This window comes from Mesorhizobium sp. 2RAF45 (genome assembly GCF_052115225.1).
In the GTDB taxonomy this organism is placed as follows: domain Bacteria; phylum Pseudomonadota; class Alphaproteobacteria; order Rhizobiales; family Rhizobiaceae; genus Mesorhizobium; species Mesorhizobium jarvisii.
The window spans coordinates 90,837-110,350 of record NZ_JBFRGG010000001.1; the positions used below are offsets into that span (position 1 = coordinate 90,837).

The 19,514-nt window shown below is 62.7% G+C and carries 20 protein-coding genes and 1 tRNA gene; 7 read left to right on the forward strand and 14 right to left on the reverse strand.

Annotated elements, in window-relative coordinates; genetic code table 11:
- Positions 1 to 141 precede the first annotated feature (141 nt).
- Both AB4Z43_RS00415 and AB4Z43_RS00420 read left to right on the forward strand, forming a co-directional pair.
- The gene (locus AB4Z43_RS00415; RefSeq protein ID WP_064984204.1) at positions 142 to 1,398 is read left to right on the forward strand and encodes a YcbK family protein; all 1,257 of its coding nucleotides are present in this window, start codon (positions 142 to 144) and stop codon (positions 1,396 to 1,398) included.
- A gap of 323 nt (positions 1,399 to 1,721) precedes the next feature.
- Positions 1,722 to 1,796, forward strand: a tRNA-Glu gene (locus tag AB4Z43_RS00420).
- Between the two features lie 372 nt (positions 1,797 to 2,168).
- On the opposite strand, the gene AB4Z43_RS00425 is transcribed toward AB4Z43_RS00420, so the two are convergent.
- Positions 2,169 to 2,540, reverse strand: a complete 372-nt coding sequence (locus AB4Z43_RS00425; protein WP_155249096.1) for a nuclear transport factor 2 family protein — start codon at positions 2,538 to 2,540, stop codon at positions 2,169 to 2,171.
- A 1,111-nt stretch (positions 2,541 to 3,651) separates the two neighbouring features.
- Here AB4Z43_RS00425 and AB4Z43_RS00430 point away from each other — a divergent pair.
- Positions 3,652 to 3,825, forward strand: coding sequence for a hypothetical protein (locus AB4Z43_RS00430; RefSeq protein WP_019858475.1), 174 nt, complete (start codon positions 3,652 to 3,654; stop codon positions 3,823 to 3,825).
- 74 nt (positions 3,826 to 3,899) lie between these two features.
- The gene (locus AB4Z43_RS00435; protein WP_019858477.1) at positions 3,900 to 4,436 is read left to right on the forward strand and encodes a DnaJ domain-containing protein; all 537 of its coding nucleotides are present in this window, start codon (positions 3,900 to 3,902) and stop codon (positions 4,434 to 4,436) included.
- 31 nt (positions 4,437 to 4,467) lie between these two features.
- Here AB4Z43_RS00435 and AB4Z43_RS00440 read toward each other — a convergent pair whose 3' ends face one another.
- The 7 genes from AB4Z43_RS00440 to AB4Z43_RS00470 all read right to left on the reverse strand — a co-directional run bounded on the left by AB4Z43_RS00440 (position 4,468) and on the right by AB4Z43_RS00470 (position 8,897).
- Complete coding sequence (locus AB4Z43_RS00440) at positions 4,468 to 4,821, reverse strand: TadE family protein (RefSeq protein ID WP_223217723.1); 354 nt, start codon at positions 4,819 to 4,821, stop codon at positions 4,468 to 4,470.
- 166 nt (positions 4,822 to 4,987) lie between these two features.
- Positions 4,988 to 5,428, reverse strand: coding sequence for a TadE/TadG family type IV pilus assembly protein (locus AB4Z43_RS00445; protein ID WP_038647190.1), 441 nt, complete (start codon positions 5,426 to 5,428; stop codon positions 4,988 to 4,990).
- 6 nt (positions 5,429 to 5,434) lie between these two features.
- Complete coding sequence (locus AB4Z43_RS00450) at positions 5,435 to 6,661, reverse strand: pilus assembly protein TadG-related protein (RefSeq protein WP_441935323.1); 1,227 nt, start codon at positions 6,659 to 6,661, stop codon at positions 5,435 to 5,437.
- Positions 6,662 to 7,253: 592 nt separating this feature from the next.
- Positions 7,254 to 7,517, reverse strand: coding sequence for a DUF6074 family protein (locus AB4Z43_RS00455; protein WP_038647194.1), 264 nt, complete (start codon positions 7,515 to 7,517; stop codon positions 7,254 to 7,256).
- A 210-nt stretch (positions 7,518 to 7,727) separates the two neighbouring features.
- On the reverse strand, positions 7,728 to 8,024 hold the full coding sequence (locus tag AB4Z43_RS00460; protein ID WP_441935324.1) for a DUF982 domain-containing protein: 297 nt from the start codon (positions 8,022 to 8,024) through the stop codon (positions 7,728 to 7,730).
- Between the two features lie 184 nt (positions 8,025 to 8,208).
- A complete protein-coding gene (locus AB4Z43_RS00465; protein WP_441935325.1) occupies positions 8,209 to 8,484 on the reverse strand; it encodes a hypothetical protein in 276 nt (91 codons plus the stop codon).
- A gap of 74 nt (positions 8,485 to 8,558) precedes the next feature.
- On the reverse strand, positions 8,559 to 8,897 hold the full coding sequence (locus AB4Z43_RS00470) for a hypothetical protein (RefSeq protein ID WP_038647197.1): 339 nt from the start codon (positions 8,895 to 8,897) through the stop codon (positions 8,559 to 8,561).
- Positions 8,898 to 9,173: 276 nt separating this feature from the next.
- Between AB4Z43_RS00470 and map the strand changes: the two genes are divergently transcribed.
- From map to AB4Z43_RS00485, 3 genes are all read left to right on the forward strand, one after another.
- Positions 9,174 to 10,001, forward strand: coding sequence for a type I methionyl aminopeptidase (gene map, locus AB4Z43_RS00475; protein WP_019858485.1), 828 nt, complete (start codon positions 9,174 to 9,176; stop codon positions 9,999 to 10,001).
- Positions 10,002 to 10,058: 57 nt separating this feature from the next.
- Complete coding sequence (radC, locus tag AB4Z43_RS00480; RefSeq protein ID WP_441935326.1) at positions 10,059 to 10,820, forward strand: RadC family protein; 762 nt, start codon at positions 10,059 to 10,061, stop codon at positions 10,818 to 10,820.
- A 362-nt stretch (positions 10,821 to 11,182) separates the two neighbouring features.
- Positions 11,183 to 11,959, forward strand: a complete 777-nt coding sequence (locus AB4Z43_RS00485; protein ID WP_019858517.1) for a hypothetical protein — start codon at positions 11,183 to 11,185, stop codon at positions 11,957 to 11,959.
- A 201-nt stretch (positions 11,960 to 12,160) separates the two neighbouring features.
- Here AB4Z43_RS00485 and AB4Z43_RS00490 read toward each other — a convergent pair whose 3' ends face one another.
- The 6 genes from AB4Z43_RS00490 to AB4Z43_RS00515 are packed head-to-tail and all read right to left on the reverse strand — an operon-like array spanning position 12,161 to position 19,426.
- The gene (locus tag AB4Z43_RS00490; RefSeq protein ID WP_019858518.1) at positions 12,161 to 13,039 is read right to left on the reverse strand and encodes an SMP-30/gluconolactonase/LRE family protein; all 879 of its coding nucleotides are present in this window, start codon (positions 13,037 to 13,039) and stop codon (positions 12,161 to 12,163) included.
- 39 nt (positions 13,040 to 13,078) lie between these two features.
- Positions 13,079 to 14,041 carry a 3-keto-5-aminohexanoate cleavage protein gene (locus tag AB4Z43_RS00495; RefSeq protein ID WP_019858519.1) on the reverse strand — a complete coding sequence of 321 codons (963 nt, stop codon included), beginning with the start codon at positions 14,039 to 14,041 and terminating at the stop codon, positions 13,079 to 13,081.
- Positions 14,038 to 14,985: a 3-hydroxyacyl-CoA dehydrogenase gene (locus AB4Z43_RS00500; protein WP_441935327.1), complete on the reverse strand. Its 948-nt coding sequence runs from the start codon at positions 14,983 to 14,985 to the stop codon at positions 14,038 to 14,040. The genes AB4Z43_RS00495 and AB4Z43_RS00500 overlap by 4 nt, the downstream gene beginning before the upstream one ends.
- 10 nt (positions 14,986 to 14,995) lie before the next feature.
- Positions 14,996 to 15,802 (reverse strand): SDR family oxidoreductase, encoded by an 807-nt coding sequence (locus AB4Z43_RS00505; RefSeq protein WP_019858521.1) that lies wholly within the window; start codon positions 15,800 to 15,802, stop codon positions 14,996 to 14,998.
- Positions 15,803 to 15,815: 13 nt separating this feature from the next.
- Positions 15,816 to 17,897 (reverse strand): ABC transporter permease, encoded by a 2,082-nt coding sequence (locus tag AB4Z43_RS00510; protein WP_441935328.1) that lies wholly within the window; start codon positions 17,895 to 17,897, stop codon positions 15,816 to 15,818.
- A complete protein-coding gene (locus tag AB4Z43_RS00515; protein WP_441935329.1) occupies positions 17,894 to 19,426 on the reverse strand; it encodes a sugar ABC transporter ATP-binding protein in 1,533 nt (510 codons plus the stop codon). Before AB4Z43_RS00515 ends, AB4Z43_RS00510 begins: the two co-directional genes overlap by 4 nt.
- Positions 19,427 to 19,514 lie beyond the last annotated feature (88 nt).

Sequence of the window (19,514 nt, forward strand, 5' to 3'; positions counted from 1 at the left end):
AATTCGGCAATCACTGCAAAAATACTTCCAGGCTTGCGGATTTGACACAGGTCTCGTTTCCGGATCGGAGACAAAGGTCACCTTGGACAGCGACTTCCAGTGCTGAGCCAAGGACGTACCGACCGGACATCGAGGGGGAATTTGACTTTGAAATCAGCAGGATGGAGCCTCGCAAAGGGAGAACGCAGCGCCATCTTGGCAGCGCTCTGCTCTGTGCTCCTGGCCTCCTGCACATCGGCCGGCGACCCGACAATGTCGGTCGGAATGCCCGGCTACAATGCCTCAGCCTCTGACATCAATGCGGCCGCCACCGGCAAGTCCGTCGCCACCGCCGATTCGACATCGCAGACAACGGCCATGCAAACGACCGTGATGAGCGAAGGCGATACCGCGCTCCCCGAAAAAGTCGCTTACGTACCGATGGCCAAGCCGCAAGCAGCCTTTCCGCTGATAACGCCGGCCGGCGCTGAAACGATCGCGGGACAAACGCCGCAGGCCTTGCAGCAGCCGGCCCAGACGGCGCAGCAGACCGACGCGGTCGCCCAGAAGATCGCTGCCGCCGATGCCGCGGTGACAACGCCGAAGCCAGCCGCGGCGCCGGTGATGAACAATCCGGTCTATGTGACCGCGGGTGAGGCGCCACAAGCCGAGGCGCCGAAGAAACGGGGCTTCCTGGCCTCGATGTTCGGCGCCACGCCCGCTTCGGCCACACCGGCTCCGCTCATCAACACGCGATCGGGCGAACAGCCGACCGCACAGGCCAAGCCCGCGCCCGCCGCGGCGGCAAAGCCGATCATCACTTTGGCCTCGGCCGACTCCACGGCAAAGCCGATACAGTTGGCCTCGACCGGTGACGACGCCGGTCATATCACTGGCAGCGATGCCTTGCCTGGCGTGCGCCAGACCGCCCTGTTCGAGATCAAGCGCAAATCCGGCCTCGACGACGAAAGCGACGTCGACCTCAATGAGGACGAGGGTCCAATCGGCGGCAGCTATCAGGTTGCGTCCGCCGCCGGCATGGCCCGGCTCGCGCCCAACGGCCTGCTGAAGCAGAACGAAAGCGTCGATGTCGCCTGCCTGAAGCCCTCGCTGGTGCGCGTGCTGAAGACGATCGAAGGCCATTACGGCCGCAAGATGGTGGTCACGTCTGGCTACCGCGACCCCGCCCGCAACCGCCGCGCCAACGGTGCCAAGAACTCGCTGCACATGTACTGCGCCGCCGCCGACATCCAGGTTCCCGGCGTCTCCAAATGGGAACTGGCGAACTACATCAGGACCATGCCCGGCCGCGGTGGCGTCGGCACCTATTGCCACACCGAATCGGTACACGTCGATGTCGGGCCCGAGCGCGACTGGAACTGGCGCTGCCGCCGGCGCAGCGGCGGTGACGACGGCTGAACGGCGCGATTTGACGGGCCGGAGCCTGCGGGCAGACAACATCGGTCCATTGGACAATTCTCAAAACTTTCGAGATTGGCCAAAGCGCCACTGCACCGCTGCGGCGCCCCTGAGTCGGGGGATGGGTTCTGGGGCCCGTGCCGCGTCGCTGCGCTCCTTGCTCGGCCCAGAATGACGAAACGATGGGCGTTTCCCCTGGCCGGCAAGCCGTGCAGCCATGGCGAAACCCCATCGTTTCCAAGGACTGGAAAAAAGTTGTCCAAGCCGGCACCTGACGGGTTGCCGGTTGCGCACAACGTCAGTATAAGCCGCTTCGTCTGAGCGCGCCCATCGTCTAGCGGTTAGGACACCGCCCTTTCACGGCGGTAACAGGGGTTCGATTCCCCTTGGGCGTACCAGACTTTTCAAACACTTGGCGACCTCCCCGTCCTTACTGTCCAATTTTTGGCCAATATCGCCCGGAGCCGGCCGATTCCAAGGAATCGGTCAAAATGGCAAAGCAAACAATTTCGCATGCAGGGTGGACGCCACCCACGCCGAATCCGGCATGCGTGAATGCGGCGGACTTTCAGAGACTCGCCATTTATCGCCGTCTGCGCCGAGCCCTTTAGCGCTTCTTCGCCTTCGGGGTGAACTCCTCGACCCGCGCCCCGCGCCATCCTGAAGCATCGCCTGCTCCAGCGCCTGGGCTTCATCTTCATCCTATGTGGTCAGGATAGTGCACCAGTGCGCCCTGTCGAAGACGCTGGCGATCTAGGCCGGCTTGTCGGTCATTGGCCGGGATCGGTGCTGTTGAGACTGCACATTCGGATCAACCAGCCTCCGCCATCAGCGTGTCGCTCAAAGACGCTGAGTGAAGTTCCATTTCCGGTGGCCTCACCCTCCGAATAGGCCGCCAGAGACCATGCCAGGTGCCCGGAAGTCCCCGACTCCATTATGGCTAGTGTTTTGTCGGGGGTGGCGTGTTGAGTCCAGACGCCATGCAGCGCCTCTATCGCCGCGCGGCCGCGAGCCGGCGGCGCATAGGGAGAATGCAATTCCGCATCAGGTGTGAATACCGCTGCGCAACCGGCAGCATCCCCGTCTCGATAGGCCGTAACGTAGATATCCCAAAGCTCCTGCAGTTCCTCGCGGATCGACATCATCTCCTCCCGGCTGTTCCTTCATTCGTACGCTGCAATTATATTAGCATTAGCACATATATTGACCAGCCGGCGTCGCTGTTGCTCACAAAACAGCCCGTCGGTTAGGCCCGGCGTCCTATTCACATCCCAATCTATAGGGTGCCGGGCCGCACTGCCGTGGAACCCTGGGCGCCTGTTGGCCTACACAGCCGAAGGCGCATCGTGTGTCCTTTGGAGCGCTCGGAAGTGCTCGCTGCTTGGGCGATATCAGCGGCTTCATGATGCTCTTGCGGAGTGCCTTCCGCTGCCATCAGAAAGCGCTCGACTTCAGCCTGCGATAGCTGCTTGGAGGGGATGGTTCTGGCCATTGGCGATCTCCGTTTTGAGGGGTCGCCGCAACGATAGATTATGTTCCTCGACAGGATCGAGCGCGCAAGATTCGAATGGCCGGCCGCGAGTTCATTTGCATTTTAGCTAATTGAATGTGAGATGGTCATGAAATTCCGAGCGGGGGCTCATGACTACAGACATTTTTCTGACCGCTGTCGCGGCATTCTCGATACTCGTTCCGCTGTACTTTATCCTTAGGTGAGGCGTTAAGCCGCCTATTTGGCGTCACGAGCGCGCGTTTCCCGCTGGCGCTGTCCTACGCGGCAGAGGCTTCCCGCGCGTCCTGGCGCCCGCCTATGGCCAGTCGCTGTGTCTCCGGTTGCACCTGCAATCTGCTTGAACGCAGAAACCTCGCCGCTCCATTTGCGAAGCGGCGAGGCCTGCCCCAACCTCGCCCCAATTGCCGGTCCCAACAGCCGGCTATGCTAACAATGCAATTGTTGTGCCAGCGACAAATTGATCCATTACGGGACAGAAGAAGGACCGGTCGCCGCAAGTTACGCGGCCGCATCGTCCGGCCCGCTCGGACGCCTCCCGCTGCGCGCCAGAGTGGTCAATGCGCGCTCCTCCGCGGCGAGGCGGTAGCGCAGCACTGCCGCCTCCTGCTCCCGCTCACGCTCGAGGCGCCCTTGCTGAGTCCCAGAGTAACCGCATCAACCATCTTATTAGCATGCGCTTGTGTTCCTCATAAAGCCGGATCATTATTCAAACCATCGGGTCGCTGAAGGGGTAGAGCGCCATGGAACTGAGCAGCTATGATCCGAGCGGGAGCATTTTTGCATCACCCGCCTTCCTTAACCTCACGGCTGTTTTCATCATTCTGGCCGCCTTCGACGTTGCGCGGCTGATTGCAATGTCACGCGCGGATTCTCTCGATCGGCTTCAGTTCGCGCCAATCGAAGCCGCAAGTTGAGGACCGTTGTTTCTTGGCTTCAGCGGTCATGCTCTCGACGGTGTGCGCAATAGCGATGTTGTGGGGGCGCCATCTTGTTCGTTGACTACTACGAACTCCTGGAAATCAGCCCGAACGCCAACTCGGAAACGATAGAACGGGTATTCCGCTATTTTGCCATGCGCTACCATCCTGACAATCAGGACACCGGCGATGAATCACGGTTCAGCGAAATCCTGGAAGCCCACAATGTTCTCAAAGACCCTGTCAAGCGCGCGCGGTATGACATTCAGCACAAGGACCATTTGAATCTGCGAACGGAGTTGATTGGGGAAGCCAGCAACAACACAACCATCGAACGTGATGTGGCCATTCAGGCAAAATTGCTCTCCCTGCTCTACGTCAAACGCCGACAAGACGTAAACAATCCCGGCATTGGCGATACAGAAATCGAACGTTTGTCAGGCTGTCCACGAGAACATCTTGAGTTTCATCTCTGGTACCTGAAAGCCAAGGGCTGGATTGGAAGGATCGAGAACGGAACCTTCGCGATCACCGTGGAAGGCATCGATCGCGCCAATTCCGAACATCGCCGTGACACCACCATAAGACTGCTGGACCATGCCGGCTGAAACGCGGAAGCTCGCGTCAGCGCCGTATTGACTAACCGCCGACCAGCGGCACGGTAACAGTGGTGGCGTAGTTGATCGGAAAGGTGTCGAGGTAAGGAAAATCGACGACGAAGGCATAGGTGGCGGTCAGATGCGCCATGCGGAAACCGCCGCTTGCCGGGTCGATGGCGATCGTCACGTTCACATCCTTCAAACCCAAGGCCTGCAATTTCTGCGTGGCGATCGATTGGATGTCGGCCTGGGTCAGCGTGTTCTGAAGCTGCAGCGAGCGCGATGATGTCTCCAGCGTATAGCGAACGCTGGACACCGAATGCATCGACCAGCCCAGGGCGAAGATCCCGAACAGCAATATGATGAGGAACGGTGCGATCAGCGCGAACTCCAACCCGGATCCGCCTGATCGATCTCGCCGGAAGGCGCTTTGCCTGGCGCAATTCCAGGAAAAGTGTGAGCCGGTTGTCCCGGGAAAAGCGCGCAGCGCTGTCCCCAAGGAATCGCGACAAAACAAAGAGCTAGGGCGTTTCGCCATTTCCGCGAAGCGGTGAGACGCCCTAGCGAACACGGATCACCTCCAGATGGCCGATGACGCTGGAAGCGGAAAAGACGCCGAAGGTGAAGGGCGGCGTCCAGGTGGCCGATGCCTGGATCTGAACATAGACCGACGGCACCTTTGGTCCGCTGCACAGCGTGGAGGCGTCGACCACGGTCGTCCCGCACATATAGATCCGGCTTAGCGTGACCTGGCCGTCCGCCGGCCGTTTCTCCCAGCTCGAAATGGCAACGGCTTGCGTCGCCGTATCATTCGTCGACCCTTCCATGATCAGGTTCGCGGCGGTCTTGACGCCGGCACGCATCGACAGCGAGCTCGTCACATAGGACCAGCCGTCGATGATACCGAGCAGCGCCGCGCACAGGAAGGGCAGGACCATGGCGAACTCGACCGCGGCAACGCCAGAACGGTCGCCAAGGATCGGCTTTGATCGGCGTTCCACGGGAGGCTACTCGACCAGTGCCACGGACTGCGCGGCCGGAATGTCGCGCATTCCGAGGCTGGTGCAATCCTGATTGATGGTTGAACTGCCTGACCATTGTATCGTATCGGCAACGACTTGGGTGCAGCCGCCGTTGCCCGAGAAATTGCCGAGATAGCTGATCTGCTGTCTTGGGAAGTAGATGGCCCCAGTCAGCAGCGAGTCGGCTGTACCGTTGAACGTGCTGGATGCACTGCTGCCGGCCCTGTCGCCATAAAACAGAACGCCTGAATAGGCGCCCGAAGTCGGCGCACTGAGCTGCACGGAGGCGTTGCCATTCATGCTGACCGTCGAGCTGCCTGACATGAAGATAGTCACCCCGCTGCCGGTGACGGAAGCGTTGGCGTTTATCTTGAGATTGCCCTGAACGACATAGACGCCCGGCTGGAGGGTAACGCTACCGCTAAGGCTGAGTCCGCTGCAGTAGGTGCCGGGCTTCAATGTCGACTTGTTGGCATTCTGGCAAGGGTTTGAGGCGGCCGGGGTCGGCAGGTCGGCGAATGGATCGGCGACAGGCAGCGCCTGGGTGATCGGGGCCGGGCAGACGGTCGTAACCGGATTGCTGAGAGAAACGCCGCCCGCCGATATCAGGCAATCGACCTGCAGTGCTGCCGAGCCCTGGAGCTTGATGGCGTCCGAAGCGTTCGAGTTGGACATCACTACGCAGCCGGTGACCTTCACGCTGGTATTGCCGGAAAACAGCACAGCCTGCGAGGCGGTCGCATCGAGCGCGGTCATGCAGGACTTCGAGGCGTCGGTGATGAGGGCCACCGCCCTCGCCTGCTCGGGCACCTGACCTTGTGTGAAGATCGAGGTGAACATCCGGTTGAGGTTCTGAGCGACGATGACCTCGACCGCCTTCTTCGCCGTATTCGGCCCGGACGCCGGCGGCGTATTGACCACGACCGTGCCCGAGCCCAGCCCGTTTGTCGCTGCCGATTGCGTCGCGGCCGCGATGATCGTCGGCTTGTCGGAACCCGAGATCTGTTCAAGCGCGCCGGCATAGGCCGCGGCATCGGCCGTCGCCTGTAGTCTCAGGCTGTTGTAGTACCAGTAGGAGGTCTCCACGCCAAAGCCGGCCGCGCCGACGACGATCGGCAGGGTGAGGGCGAAGATGGTGGCAACATTCGCCCGTGGGCTCCGGCCTATACCGGTCGCCATGATCCGAATTCGGGCGAAGCAATTGAAAGTCATAACTTAAATTAGAAAACATGCATATATGAAGGAACGGCTAAAAAGTTCGGTTCATTTTTGATGAGGGCTTCGATTGACTTCAGACAGTGGGCCGTCGGCTGATCGGTGCACGCAGAGGTCGCGATATGCAAGAAACTCACGCGGCGCTGGAACGTCAGCACCGTGCGGCACCTTCCGCCTGGGCAAAAGCCTTCGAACTACATGTTGCTGGCAGGACGAATCGGAGGCGGTGGGCGATGCGCGGGCTTTTGCCGCGATTTAAGGGGAATATCCGCCAAGGATGCGCGAATCGGCTTGATGGATAGCGATAGTGCATTGCCACGGCGCTTCAGCAGCCCGGCTGAAATCTTGGCAACGAGGTCTCGTATTTCCATGGGCGCTCCTCCCGAGCAGCCCCCGCCACCTTATTATTAGCAACGAAGCGAATCCTCCGCATTTAACTTTGATGTATCGAGGTCACGCAAATGTCGCTTCGATGTCAGCCTCATCGAACACCATCTCCGCCCGTTGACGGTGACCGCGCCCTCAGCCACCCCTGGCCCCTGGACAACGAAGGCGTAGGCAGGTGCTGCCTGGAAGGAAATATCTTCTTTTAGGCGGAAAGAACTGGAGCCGACTCAGTCGCTAGTCCAGCCGAAAGCTCTCTCTGTACGGCCAGGAAAAACCTCCGCACTTCATCACTGGCGGTTGCTCTGTCCCTGCCCGACCCGACAACCAGGTCGAGCAACTCGGCTGCTTTAGCCCTCCAGAACGAGGCTGCAGGCTCGCCATGCAGATTGTCTAGCTTGGCTGCAACTTCCCTGATCAAGAACAGCTGACGGTCGATCGGGAATGCACGGACTTTTTCTGGGGACATCTTCCAAACCTGAACTGACGCAACGAATCAACCATTGCTGAACAAGCAATGGCGTAGCCGCCAAGGTGGAAACGGAAGCTTAACGCCGCTGTCGATGCATCACCGTGCGAGGAAATGCAGATGATGATCCAGGCACGAGATCACCACGCACACTCAAGCCAACTTGGTCGAGAAAACGGAGTTGGTCGATCGGAACAGGCGAAGCACCCCTCAGGCCCGCAGCAGACTTGCCTCGCCGCCACGCTTGCGCGGCGCCATCATGTCGCTGGCCATCAGTCCGGTGACACGGCAGAACGCCATGAACGCCCGGCAGGCATCCTCGGTCTTGACCACGTCCACCGTGGCGCCGAAGCAGGCATTGAAGGCTTTCTGATACATCGGTCCCTGCCGGCGCGCCGGCCAGTCCTGGAGGAAATCCAGCGCCTGCTCGACGCTGTAAATCTCCTCGACGGGCAAGCCGGGGCCTTGCGCAATGCGCACCGGCACCTCGAATTGCAATCTATCCATCCGCAATCTCCCGAACTGGCGTCGCCCAGGCAACGCCGTTCGTCGTCAAAAGTTGCTTTGGCCGCTCAGTGCCACGCAAATGTGTCGTGACTGCGGAAACGGCCGTTTTTTGCTTGCAGACAGGCCGAGGAAAGTCCTGCCGGGCACCAGACGGTCCGGCAGAACTTTCCACTCGACGGCGCCGCTATTGATTGGCCGGGTCGGTCTCTGCATCGAAAGCCATGCGCACCACCGTCAAGAGAACATAGGCCGACGGCAAGGCGAACAGGGCACCAAGGATGAGCGCCCCGGTTCCTGACAGATAGAGCGTCTCGGCGACCGCCCAATAGACGGTTCCGATACAAATGAAGGCCTGAACGGACAGAAAGGAAGCAGCCGAGGCCGCACGTGTCAGGCTTTTGAATGTCTTGATACGTTGTTGCATTGCAATGATCCGGAAATGGCGCGGCACGCCACCCATGCGCGGCTGAAGGCCGCCGCACGGGTCGCGACGCGAATGGCTTGGAATGGGATGAACGTGCGGTCCTGGACCGCTCAAGCCTGCGTGGAGGGCGGCGCACGCGGCTGATTGGTGCTCGCGCAGAGCGCGGACACCATGCCGGATCCGGCAACGGGTGCGGCCGGGGAAATCCGGTCCAAATAAAGGAAAACAGCTTGCGGAGCCGGCAAGGTCGGATGGAAGCCGGCGAACTTGGCCAGCACCGGCCGGGCTGTGCGAACCTCCAGCGCCTGCGCCTTGTTGGTGACACGCAGCAGCGCCGCGACCTCGCCCGACCGTTCCAGGCCAACGCTGGCGCCGGTCTGGGCCGGGTCCGCGAAAGTGGGAACATCGGGCCTGCCGAGGCACAGCATCGTCAGCAGCACCAAGCCCATCAGACATGACCAGGCTGCCGTCAGCGAGGCTTCAAGCGATCTGGCACGCTTGGGTAATGGTCGCGATCTCCAAAACATATATCCGCCCTAGCGCAGGATGGCCGGAAAGGAAAGCAACCGTGCAAAACCGATAGAAATTGCACCAACGAGACGAATATCCCGCCGGCCAAGGCCGCATCAGCCAGTTCTTCCTTGAACCTTTTGCCCTCAAGTGCCAAATCTGGCGGGATATTCACGCCAGCACTCCTGCAGCGCCCACCTTTCTATACGGACAAAATGGTCACCTATCTCGACGCCGCCACGGCCCCTCTCAGAAACACCGGCCAGATCCGCCTCTATGGCGAGGAGGGTTTTGCCGGCATGCGCAAGGCATGTGACCTCACCGCCCGTTGCCTGGACGCGCTGGTGCCGATGGTCGCGCCCGGCGTCACCACGGACGCCATCGACCGTTTCGTCTTCGAGTTCGGCATGGATCACGGCGCGCTGCCGGCGACGCTCAACTATCGCGGCTACACGAAATCGTCCTGCACCTCGATCAACCACGTCGTCTGTCACGGCATTCCCGACAACAAGCCGCTGAAGGATGGCGACATCGTCAACATCGACGTCACCTACATTCTCGATGGCTGGCATGGTGATTCCTCGCGCATGTATCCGGTCGGCACCATCAAGCGCGCGGCCGAACGCCTGCTCGAGGTCACCCATGAATGCCTGATGCGCGGGATCGCCGCCGTCAGGCCGGGTGCCCGCACCGGCGCCATCGGCGCCGCCATCCAGACTTTTGCCGAGGCGGAGCGCTGCTCGGTGGTGCGAGACTTCTGCGGCCATGGCGTCGGCCAGCTCTTCCACGACGCCCCCAACATCCTGCACTATGGCAGCGCCAATGAAGGCGTCGAGATGCGGCCCGGCATGATCTTCACCATCGAGCCAATGATCAATCTCGGCCGGCCGCATGTGAAGGTGCTGTCGGATGGCTGGACGGCGGTGACGCGGGACCGTTCGCTGTCGGCACAGTATGAGCACACGATCGGCGTGACCGACACGGGCTGCGAGATTTTCACGCTCTCGCCCAACAACCTCGACCGGCCCGGCCTGCCGGCCTGATATTTTAATACGTCGGGCGGCCGCCTTGCCCGACTGATTGGCTGGATGCGGGGGCTGATGGGGAAGGCCAGCGACGACGACGAGCGGAGTTTCTTCTGCGAAGTGCCGGTTCGGCCCGCCGCGACGGCGAAGCCCGCTCCAGCTGAAAAGCCTGGATATCTTGGCCACCGCGACCGTTTGCGCGAGCGCTTTGCCTCGGCGGGTCCAGACGCCTTGCCCGATTATGAACTTCTGGAGCTCTTGCTCTTCCGGCTGATCCCGCGCGCCGACACCAAACCGGCCGCCAAGGCATTGCTGGCGCGCTTCGGCACGCTGGCCGAAGTGCTTGGCGCGCCCGTCAACCTGCTTCAGGAGGTCAAGGGCATCGGCCCGGCGGTGGCGTTCGACCTGAAGGTTGTCGCTGCGACGGCGCAACGCATGGCGCATGGCGAAGTGCATGGCCGCGAAGTCCTTTCGTCCTGGACGCAGCTTCTCGCCTATTGCCGCTCGGCCATGGCCTTCGAGGCGCGCGAGCAGTTCCGTATCCTATTCCTCGACAAGAAGAACGCATTGATCGCCGACGAGGTGCAGCAGACCGGCACAGTCGACCACACGCCCGTCTATCCCAGGGAAGTGGTCAAGCGCGCGCTCGAACTGTCGGCCACCGCGATCATCCTAGTGCACAACCACCCGTCGGGCGATCCGACCCCATCGCGCGCCGATATCGAGATGACGAAAGAGATCGTCGAAGCGGGCAAACGGCTGGGCATCGGCGTGCACGACCACATCATCATCGGGCGTAAAGGATACGCCAGCATGAAGGGCCTGCTGCTGATTTAGGGCGGCGACCAATATGGCGACCACGTCGCCTTCGCAGAGAGCAAGCCATGGCGTCCCCGCGTGACGCATTCGGCCAGGCCTTCGTCATCGACTTCCTGTATTCCAACGCGTTTCCGACTGACCGCTCGGCGACATTGGCTAACAGCCAGGACCATGGTCCTAGCTGGTATGGGACTTCAGTAGCACAGCGACCTCGCGGCATCTATTTGCATGAAATATCAACAAGTTAATCCACAGGCCATTGCCGGACTCGAGCAGTGCGACCGCATTTGTCTAAAGTTTACTCCGTACGATTAGTGGATTCTCATATTACGCTGATCTAGCGCGGTTGGGCGGAGGTGGCGATTCCCCGAGGAGACACCATGACAAACCGAAAAACTCTGTTCGCGGCGCTTGCCGCATTGGCGCTTCTGGCGTCGCCGGCGCTGGCCGGGGCCGGCGGCAACGGGCACGGTGGCGGCAATGGTGGCGGCCATGGCAATGGCGGCGGCAATGCTGGCGGCAATGGCAATGGCAAAGGCAACAGCGGTGCCTCGCGTGGCAAGTCTGCGTCGGCCCCAGGACGTGTTGGCAAGGTAGACGCTGACGCAACGACCGACACCACAGTCGACACGACCACCCAGGTCGCATCCGTGCCGAAGGAGAAAAACATCCATGCCAAACTCGGCCGGCTGAATTCGCTGCAGCGCAACATCAACGCCTATATGAATTCCAAGAGCAAGAAGTTCGCTGCCATCCAGGCCTTCGTAACACAGTCCGCGAAAGCCAAGGTTGCCCAGGCCGCGGCTGAAGCGGCAGCCGCCACGGCCGCCGCCGCGCAGGCCCAACTGGATAAGCTGAATGCGCAGCTGACCGCGCTGCAGACTGATCCGAACGCCACGGCTGCGCAGATCCAGGCTGTGAAAGATCAGATCACCGCCCAGAAGGCCGTTGTCGACGCCGACAACGCAGCGGCCGACGATGCAGAGGCGGCGGCGGCTACGGCGACTGTCGGCACCGACCAGGCATCGCTCGATGCAGCGCTGACGGACATGGCCAACAAGCCCGTCGATGACGAGGTCACGGCCTGGGCCCAAGGCGTCCTTGCTGACAAGATCGACCAGATGGCCACCAAGATCGAAGCGCAGACGACGCCTTAGGCATCGACCAGAACGACATTAGCCAAGGCCGCCGAGCTCCGCCCGGCGGCCTTGCTATTTCTTGAGCATAGAGAAAAAACTCGCACCCTCGGTCCTGTCAGACACGAAATGCAGATTGTCGCGCGTAGCGACATTGACCTGCCGACCGGCCTTGGCAACATGCCGACCGTCAATTTCGGCCCTGGGGAACGACCCAGCCCGTCAGCCGCCAAATCGCGGCTCTGGAACGCCCGTCACGCCCAAGCCGGTGATGGCGAACAGGCTGCCGCGCAGGACACCGTCGCCGGGAAAGCGCGGCAGCGGCGGCTTGGCCATCGAGGTGACATAGAGCGTATCGAGCTTCGGCCCGCCGAACATCACGCTGGTGATCTTCTTCACCGGCATGTCGATGATGCGATCGACGGTGCCGTCCGGCGCGTAGCGCACCAGACGGCCGTCATAGACCAGGGCATTCCAAAGATACCCCTGCGCATCGACGGTCGAGCCGTCGGCCGCGCCACCCTTGCTTGTGTCGACGCGCACGAAGGTACGGCGGTTGGTGGCAGCGCCGGTAGCAATGTCGTAGTCGTAGGCCCAGATTTCGCCTGTCCAGGTATCGGCGAAGTAGAAGGTGCGGTCGTCCGGGCTCCAGCATGGGCCGTTGGAGCAGATGATGCCGGAATCGATCCTGGTGACGGAGAAATCCGGATCCAGCCGGTACAGCCCGCCTGAAGGCCCCTCCTCCATCGTATCCATCGAGCCGGCGAAGAAGCGGCCGCGCCGGTCGACTTTGCCGTCATTAAGGCGGTTCATCGGCCTGTCCGGCTCCGGATCATGGATCAGCGTCACCTCGCCGGTGGCGAAATCGAGCAGGTGGAAGCCGCGCTGCAGCGAGACGACCGCGCCGCCACCGTCCTTGCGCAGCGCCATGGAGCCTATCTTCATCGGCACGTCCCAGGAGCGGATCTCGCGCCCATCGGCGGTAGCGCGGAACACGCGGCCGTCGAAACTGTCGATCCAGTAAAGGCGCTCCTGTTCGACGTCCCACAGCGGGCCCTCGCCCAACGTCGTCTTCACATCCACCACGACTTCGATCTTCATGCCATCCTCCTGTGTGTCGGTGTGCAGCGCTTGGCCGCGTCAGAAGGCGACCTTGTCGCCGCCCTTCAGGGACAGGATCTCGCGTGCCTCGTCAGGCGTCGCCACCTCCATGCCAAGCCCTTCGATGATCTTGCGCGCCAGCAAGACCTGTTCGGCGTTCGACTTGGCGAGCTTGCCCTTGCCGGCCCACAGGCTGTCCTCCAGCCCGACGCGGATGTTGCCGCCGAGTGCTGCCGACTGCGCGGCGATGCGCAGCTGGCTGGCGCCGGCGCCCAGCACCGACCAGCGGAACTGGTCGCCGAACAGCCGGTCGGCGGTTCGCTTCATATGGGCGACATCTTCCGGATGGGTGCCGATCCCGCCGAGCAGGCCAAAAACCGACTGCACGAAGAATGGCGGCTTCACCAGCCCGCGGTCGGCGAAGTGGGCGAGGTTGTAGAGATGGGCGATGTCGTAGCACTCGAACTCGAAGCGCGTGCCATTGTCGTAGCAAGTCGCCAGAATGTATTCGATGTCCTTGAACGAGTTGCGGAAAACGAGGTCGCGCGTCGCCTCCAGATGCGGCTTTTCCCAGTCGAACTTGAAGGTCTCGTATTTGTCGGCGAGGTGATAGAGCCCGAAATTGATCGAGCCCATATTGAGCGAGGCCACTTCCGGCTTGAACTGGGCGGCCGGGCGTACGCGCTCCTCGACCTTCATGTAGGGGCTACCGCCTGTGGTGATGTTGATGGCGGCATTGGTCCCTTGCTTGACGCGCGGCAGGAAGCGGGCGAACGCCTCCGGCGTCTGGTCGGGCTTGCCGGTTTCCGGGTCTCGCGCATGCAGATGCAGGATCGCGGCACCGGCTTCCGCCGCGGCGATCGCCTCGGAGGCGATCTGATCCGGCGTGATCGGCAGATAGGGCGACATGGTCGGCGTGTGGATCGCGCCCGTCACCGCACAGGTGATGATGACCTTGCCCTTGGCCGCCGATGCGCCTGATTTGCGGCTGGTCTCTTTCATTGTCCGAACTCCTGATCCGATTTCTTCTTGTGTGCCGCCAGTGCCATCAACCGGCGATCCCGCCAGACCTGCCGGTCACCCAGATTTTCCCTCGGCAGGCGCTTGCTGCGCTCGGCCTCGACCGTTTTCATGACATCGCCCGCCCAGTCGACGCGGCGCAGCATCTGCGGGAAGATGGTGGAATAAATGCCCTGGTACCGAACGACATAGTCACGCACGCCGCCGGGCGCGTTGAGGTCAATGGTCTCGAACGGCCCCATGAAGGACCAGCGCAGCGCCAAGCCGTCACGGATACCGATATCGACATCCTCGACACTGGCGTAGCCGTCCGCGACAAGCCGGAAAGCCTCCTCCAGCAAGGCGCCTTGCAGGCGGTTCATGATAAAGCCGTCGAGCTCGCGCTTCATCACCAGCGGCGCGTGGCCGGCATCGATGAGGAAGGCGCGCGTCTTCTCCAGCGTCTCGGCGGAAGTCCACGGCGCCGGCACCACCTCTGCCGCCGGGATGAGATAGGGCGGGTTGATCGGATGCACGACCAGGCAGCGGTGCCGCCCTTGCAGATGGTCGGTGAATTTCGACGGCAACAGCGCCGAGGTGGAACTGGCGATGATCGTTTGCGGCCCGGCAAGCCGATCGATCAGTGAGAACACCTCCCGCTTCACATCGAGATTTTCTGGGGTGTTTTCCTGGACATGGGTTGCGCCGGCCAGCGCCTCCGCCAGTTCGGCAACGATGGCGATGCGGGCAAGCACGGTGTCGACCGCCTGCCCGCGCAACAGGTCATTCGCGGCGAGATCGCCGAGCACACCCTCTATGTAGTCGCGTGCACCGCCCGTCGCGGCCGGCGACTGATCCCACATGCGCACATCATGGCCGGCGCGCGCGAAGCTGATCGCCCAGGCGCGCCCGATGAACCCGCTTCCGACAATCGCGACATTGGCCATGGATCGATCCTCAAAGTGTTTCGACGTTGCCGTCGACGCCAAGCGATTGGCCGGAAATGTTGATGCCCGCGTCGGAGAGCAGGAATGCCACCATCGAGGCCACATCATACGGGCTGGTCATGCGGCGCAACGAGATGTTCTGCAGATAGCGGCCGGTCATCTCCTCGTGGCTGATGCCGACCTGCTTGGCGCGTGCCGCGATGACGCCTTCGATGCGTGGCCCCTCGATGATGCCGGGCAGGATGGCATTGACCCTGATGCCGTGTGGCCCAAGCTCCTTGGCGAGGCTCTGGGTGAAACCGATGACGCCGAATTTGGCGGCCGAATAGGGCGTGCGGAACGCGTAGCCATGGCGGCCGGCCGCCGACGACATCGACACGATAGAGCCGCCGCCGGCTGCCTTGATCAGTGGCACGGCGCGCCGGGCGCAGAGGAACTGGCCGGTCAGGCAGATGTCGATGCAGCGCCGCCAGTCATCCGGTTCGATCTCGTCCACACCGCCGGTCGGCCCGGCAATGCCGGCATTGTTGATCAGCGCGTCTAGCCCGCCGAGCTTTTCCTTGACCGTCTCGAACAGCCGGTCGACGTCCTCGTCGCGCGAGACATCGGCCTTGACCGCCGCGACCAGGTCGATCTTGGCCGGAGCCGCAGCCAGCGCCACGTCGGAGATATCGCAGACGACGATGCGTGCGCCGAGCCGCGACAGCGTGTCGGCGATGGCGAAGCCGATGCCACCGGCGCCCGCCGTCACCAGCACGCGCTGCCCTTTCAGCCCGGCCAGAAATTCGTCCGCCGATGCGGGTGCCTTTGCGCTCATCGTCCTGTCCTTTTCATTGCAGCCGCCGTTCGCGCAGCGCCATGACGGCGCTGAGAACGACCAGCCCGTAGAGAATTGCCCTGGTGGCGTAGGGCAGCGTGGTGCCGGCCAGCAGCATCTGCAGCGCCGTCAGAAGCAGCACGCCGCCGAGCATGCCGAGATAGTGGCCGCGCCCGCCGGTGATCAGCGCGCCACCGACCACCACGACTGCGATCGACGGCAAGAGATAGTCGTCACCCATGCCGAGGCTTGCCTGGCCGGAAAAGCCGGTCAGCATGATGCCGACAACAGCGGCGCAAACGGCCGATAGCATGTAGACCAGGATCAGCGTGCGCTCGACGCCGATGCCGGACAGGCGCGCCGCGCGCAGCCCATTGCCGATGCCGTAGACCCGACGCCCGAACGGCGTGCGTCCAAGCAGCAGCACCGCGCCGGCCACAAAGACTACCATCAGCAGCACGACAGGCGTCACGAAACCGAGCCTGGCCGTCATGAACCAGCGCAGCATCGGCGAGGAAAACCCTGCCGGCGTTCCCTGCGAATAGACAAGCGCGAAGCCCTGCAGGATGCCGTTGGTGGCCAGCGTCATGACGACCGGCGAGATGCCGAGATAGGCGATGCCGAAGCCATTGGCGAATCCGACGGCGCAGGCCATCACCAGCACGACCGGGAGGGCGTAAAGGAGTGCGGCGTCGGAGCCATTGACCATGCCGGCCAGGATGATGCCGGAAATGCCGATCGTCCACGGCACGGAAAGATCGAGGCCGCCAGTCAGGATGACCGTCCCCTGCCCCAGCGCGAGAACTGCAAGGAAGGACGACAGCACCAGCAGCGAGTTCCAATACCCCGGGTTGAGGATGGCGTGGCCGAGCCAGACCTGGGTGACGATGACGATGATGAGCAGGCAGACATAGGCGGGCAGCGCATAGCGCAGCGTCTCGGCGTTGCGCAGGCGGAAAGCCGGGCGCGGCGATGCTGGACCGCGCTGGCCTTGCGAAGGTCCAGTGAGCTTGAGCCGTCGGTCGATCGGCTCGAGCTGCGAGGGCAATATGCCGGCGCGCCAGGCGGCGAGCCGGGCGCGGGCCGCGCGCAGTTGCACGGCAAGCACCGATGCGTGGGACAGGGATCCGGCAAGGGCCGCCAGCACCAGAATGGTGCCTTCCGCAATGGTCGAATAGTAAGCCGATACGTTGAGCACCAGCAGGATGTTCACCACCATCATCAGGATATAGGCGCCGAAGACGGTGCCCACCGGACCGCCCTGCCCGCCGCCAAGGCGCGTGCCGCCGACGACGACAGCCGCGAACATCGACAGAAGCAGCGGATTGCCGACCAGCGGGTCGGCGCTGCCGGTCTGCGCGCTGATGAACACGCCGGCAAGACCGTAGCAGCCGCCGGCGATGACGTAGACGGCAAAGCGCACCAGCACGACATTGATGCCGACGGCGGCGGCCGAATCCGGATCGCTGCCGACGGCATAGAGTGCCGTGCCGAAACGGGTTCCCTTCAGCCAGAACCAGGCTAGCAGGACCACGCCGATCACCACCAGCGGCATTGGCAGCCAGCCGGTGATCGCGTCGCCCAGATAGAAGGTTCCGAGATCGGGCGACACGAAGCCGCCGGGCTTGTCCATCACCAGCAGCGTCACGCCTTGCAGGATGAACATGGTGGACAGCGTCACCACGATGGGTTGCATGCGCAGCACCGCGATGAAAAAGCCGTTGAAGGCGCCCACCGCCATGCCGACGCCGATGCCGACCGCCGTCCACAACAGGATGCTGGCGCCTGGGGCCATCGGATCCATGCTCGATGCCAGCACGACATTGACCAGCGAGATCACCGCGCCGGCGGACAGGTCGAACCCACCCGACAAGATGACGATGGTCTGGCCGACCGCCGCCAGCGCCGAGGTCGCGCCGCCGCTCGACAGGAACGACACGTCGAAATAGGTCAGTGGCCCGGCACTGATCCAGTCGACGATGAAAAGCAGGGTCGCAAGCACGGCCGCGGCGATCAGCGCGCCGCGATGGCGCATCAGCGCACGGCGCAGGCCGAAACCAGCCGAAACAGGAGATGGGACTGCTGCGCTGCTCATGCGGCGACGTCCCCGGCATGGCCGAGCGCAGGCCGCATGATGGCAGGCTCGGTGATGGCGTCAACTTCGAGCTCGGCCGCGATGCGCCCGTCATAGAGAACCAGGACCCGGTCGCATTGGTGGACCAGTTCGGGAATTTCCGTCGAGTGCAGCAGGATCGACCCGCCGGCGGCGACGTAGTTTCGCATCATCACATAGAGCTCATGCTTGGTGCCGACATCGATGCCACGCGTGGGATCGAACAGAAGCAGGATGCGGCTCTGCGCCACCAGCCATTTGGCGATGGCGATCTTCTGCTGGTTGCCGCCCGAAAACGCCCCGGCCCGCGTCCACAGGGCGCGGCGGTCGACTTCGACAGTGGCAAATGCCGCCTCGACGGAGCGGATCTCGGCCGCCGCATCGACAAGGCCGAAGCGCGTGAAGCGCGAGACGACGGGCAGCGTGGCGTTCTGGCTGCCCGACAGTTTCAGGAACAGGCCTTCGGATTTGCGGTCTTCCGGCACCAGGCCAATGGCCATGTTGGGCCGCAAGGCATCCGCCGGCGAGCCGAGCCAGACCTTGCGGCCATCGACAAGGACGTCGCCCCGGGTGATTTCAGCCATGCCGAAGCAGGCCAGGAACAAATCCTGCTGGCCCATGCCTTGCAGTCCGGCAATGCCGAGGATCTCGCCCCTGCGCAGGTCGAAGCTCGCGCCGTCGAGCTTGCGCCCGACCTTCAGGTCGCGCACGCCCAGCACCGGCGGGCCAAAAGCCTGGGCGCCGTCCGGCTTTGGCGGAAAGGTCTGCTCAATGGAGCGACCGATGATCTTTTCGATGACGTCGGCGTCGGAAACATCGGCTACCGGCGCGGTGACGATGTGGCGGCCGTTCCTCAGGATCGTCAGCGTGTCGCAAAAGGCGCGCACCTCGCGCATGCGATGGGTGATGAAGACGATGGTGGTGCCCGTCGCCTTCAGCCTGGCGATGATGTCGCCCAGCCAGTCGACGTCGCGGCCGGCGAGCGTCGAGGTCGGCTCGTCGAGCAAAAGGATGCGCGGCTTGCGGTAGACGGCCCGCGCGATCTCGATCTTCTGGCACACCGAAAGCTCGAGCTCGCCGACCTCGGCATCGAGATCGACGGAAAAACCGAGTTCGTCGATGTGGCGACGGACGGCCTTGCGCGCGGCGCCGCGTCTGATCAGCCCGGAGATGCCAACGGGTGCGTAGGGCAAAAGCATGTTGTCGAGGACGGAAAGATCGCGCACCAGGGTCATCTCCTGGAACGCCGTCTGCACGCCGAGCGTATGTGCCGCGCGCGGCGCGCCGTAGCCGATCTCCTTGCCGAAGACCCTGATATGACCCGCACTCGGCCGCACCAGTCCCGACAGCAGTTTGACCAGCGTCGACTTGCCGGCGCCATTCTCACCCAGCAGCGCGTGGACGCTGCCGGGCGCGATGCGGAACGACACGCCGTCTAGCGCAATGGTCGGGCCGAAGGCCTTGCCGATGCCGTCGATCTCGATGGCGGGGAGCGCGGAATGTTCTGTCATATCCTCGATCGCAGGCTGCGCACTTTTGGACGTCGCGCATTGGCGCGGATCGACGATGCGCGGAGAAGGTTCCGTGCATCGTCGCGAT

Bases quoted from the DNA above. Each gene is read 5' to 3' on its own strand.
- AB4Z43_RS00425 (WP_155249096.1), bottom strand. From the start codon at position 2,540: ATGTCGATCCGCGAGGAACTGCAGGAGCTTTGGGATATCTACGTTACG.
- AB4Z43_RS00430 (WP_019858475.1), top strand. From the start codon at position 3,652: ATGGAACTGAGCAGCTATGATCCGAGCGGGAGCATTTTTGCATCACCC.
- AB4Z43_RS00450 (WP_441935323.1), bottom strand. From the start codon at position 6,661: ATGACTTTCAATTGCTTCGCCCGAATTCGGATCATGGCGACCGGTATA.
- AB4Z43_RS00455 (WP_038647194.1), bottom strand. From the start codon at position 7,517: ATGTCCCCAGAAAAAGTCCGTGCATTCCCGATCGACCGTCAGCTGTTC.
- AB4Z43_RS00460 (WP_441935324.1), bottom strand. From the start codon at position 8,024: ATGGATAGATTGCAATTCGAGGTGCCGGTGCGCATTGCGCAAGGCCCC.
- AB4Z43_RS00465 (WP_441935325.1), bottom strand. From the start codon at position 8,484: ATGGGTGGCGTGCCGCGCCATTTCCGGATCATTGCAATGCAACAACGT.
- AB4Z43_RS00470 (WP_038647197.1), bottom strand. From the start codon at position 8,897: ATGGGCTTGGTGCTGCTGACGATGCTGTGCCTCGGCAGGCCCGATGTT.
- map (WP_019858485.1), top strand. From the start codon at position 9,174: ATGGTCACCTATCTCGACGCCGCCACGGCCCCTCTCAGAAACACCGGC.
- radC (WP_441935326.1), top strand. From the start codon at position 10,059: ATGGGGAAGGCCAGCGACGACGACGAGCGGAGTTTCTTCTGCGAAGTG.
- AB4Z43_RS00485 (WP_019858517.1), top strand. From the start codon at position 11,183: ATGACAAACCGAAAAACTCTGTTCGCGGCGCTTGCCGCATTGGCGCTT.
- AB4Z43_RS00490 (WP_019858518.1), bottom strand. From the start codon at position 13,039: ATGAAGATCGAAGTCGTGGTGGATGTGAAGACGACGTTGGGCGAGGGC.
- AB4Z43_RS00495 (WP_019858519.1), bottom strand. From the start codon at position 14,041: ATGAAAGAGACCAGCCGCAAATCAGGCGCATCGGCGGCCAAGGGCAAG.
- AB4Z43_RS00500 (WP_441935327.1), bottom strand. From the start codon at position 14,985: ATGGCCAATGTCGCGATTGTCGGAAGCGGGTTCATCGGGCGCGCCTGG.
- AB4Z43_RS00505 (WP_019858521.1), bottom strand. From the start codon at position 15,802: ATGAGCGCAAAGGCACCCGCATCGGCGGACGAATTTCTGGCCGGGCTG.
- AB4Z43_RS00510 (WP_441935328.1), bottom strand. From the start codon at position 17,897: ATGAGCAGCGCAGCAGTCCCATCTCCTGTTTCGGCTGGTTTCGGCCTG.
- AB4Z43_RS00515 (WP_441935329.1), bottom strand. From the start codon at position 19,426: ATGACAGAACATTCCGCGCTCCCCGCCATCGAGATCGACGGCATCGGC.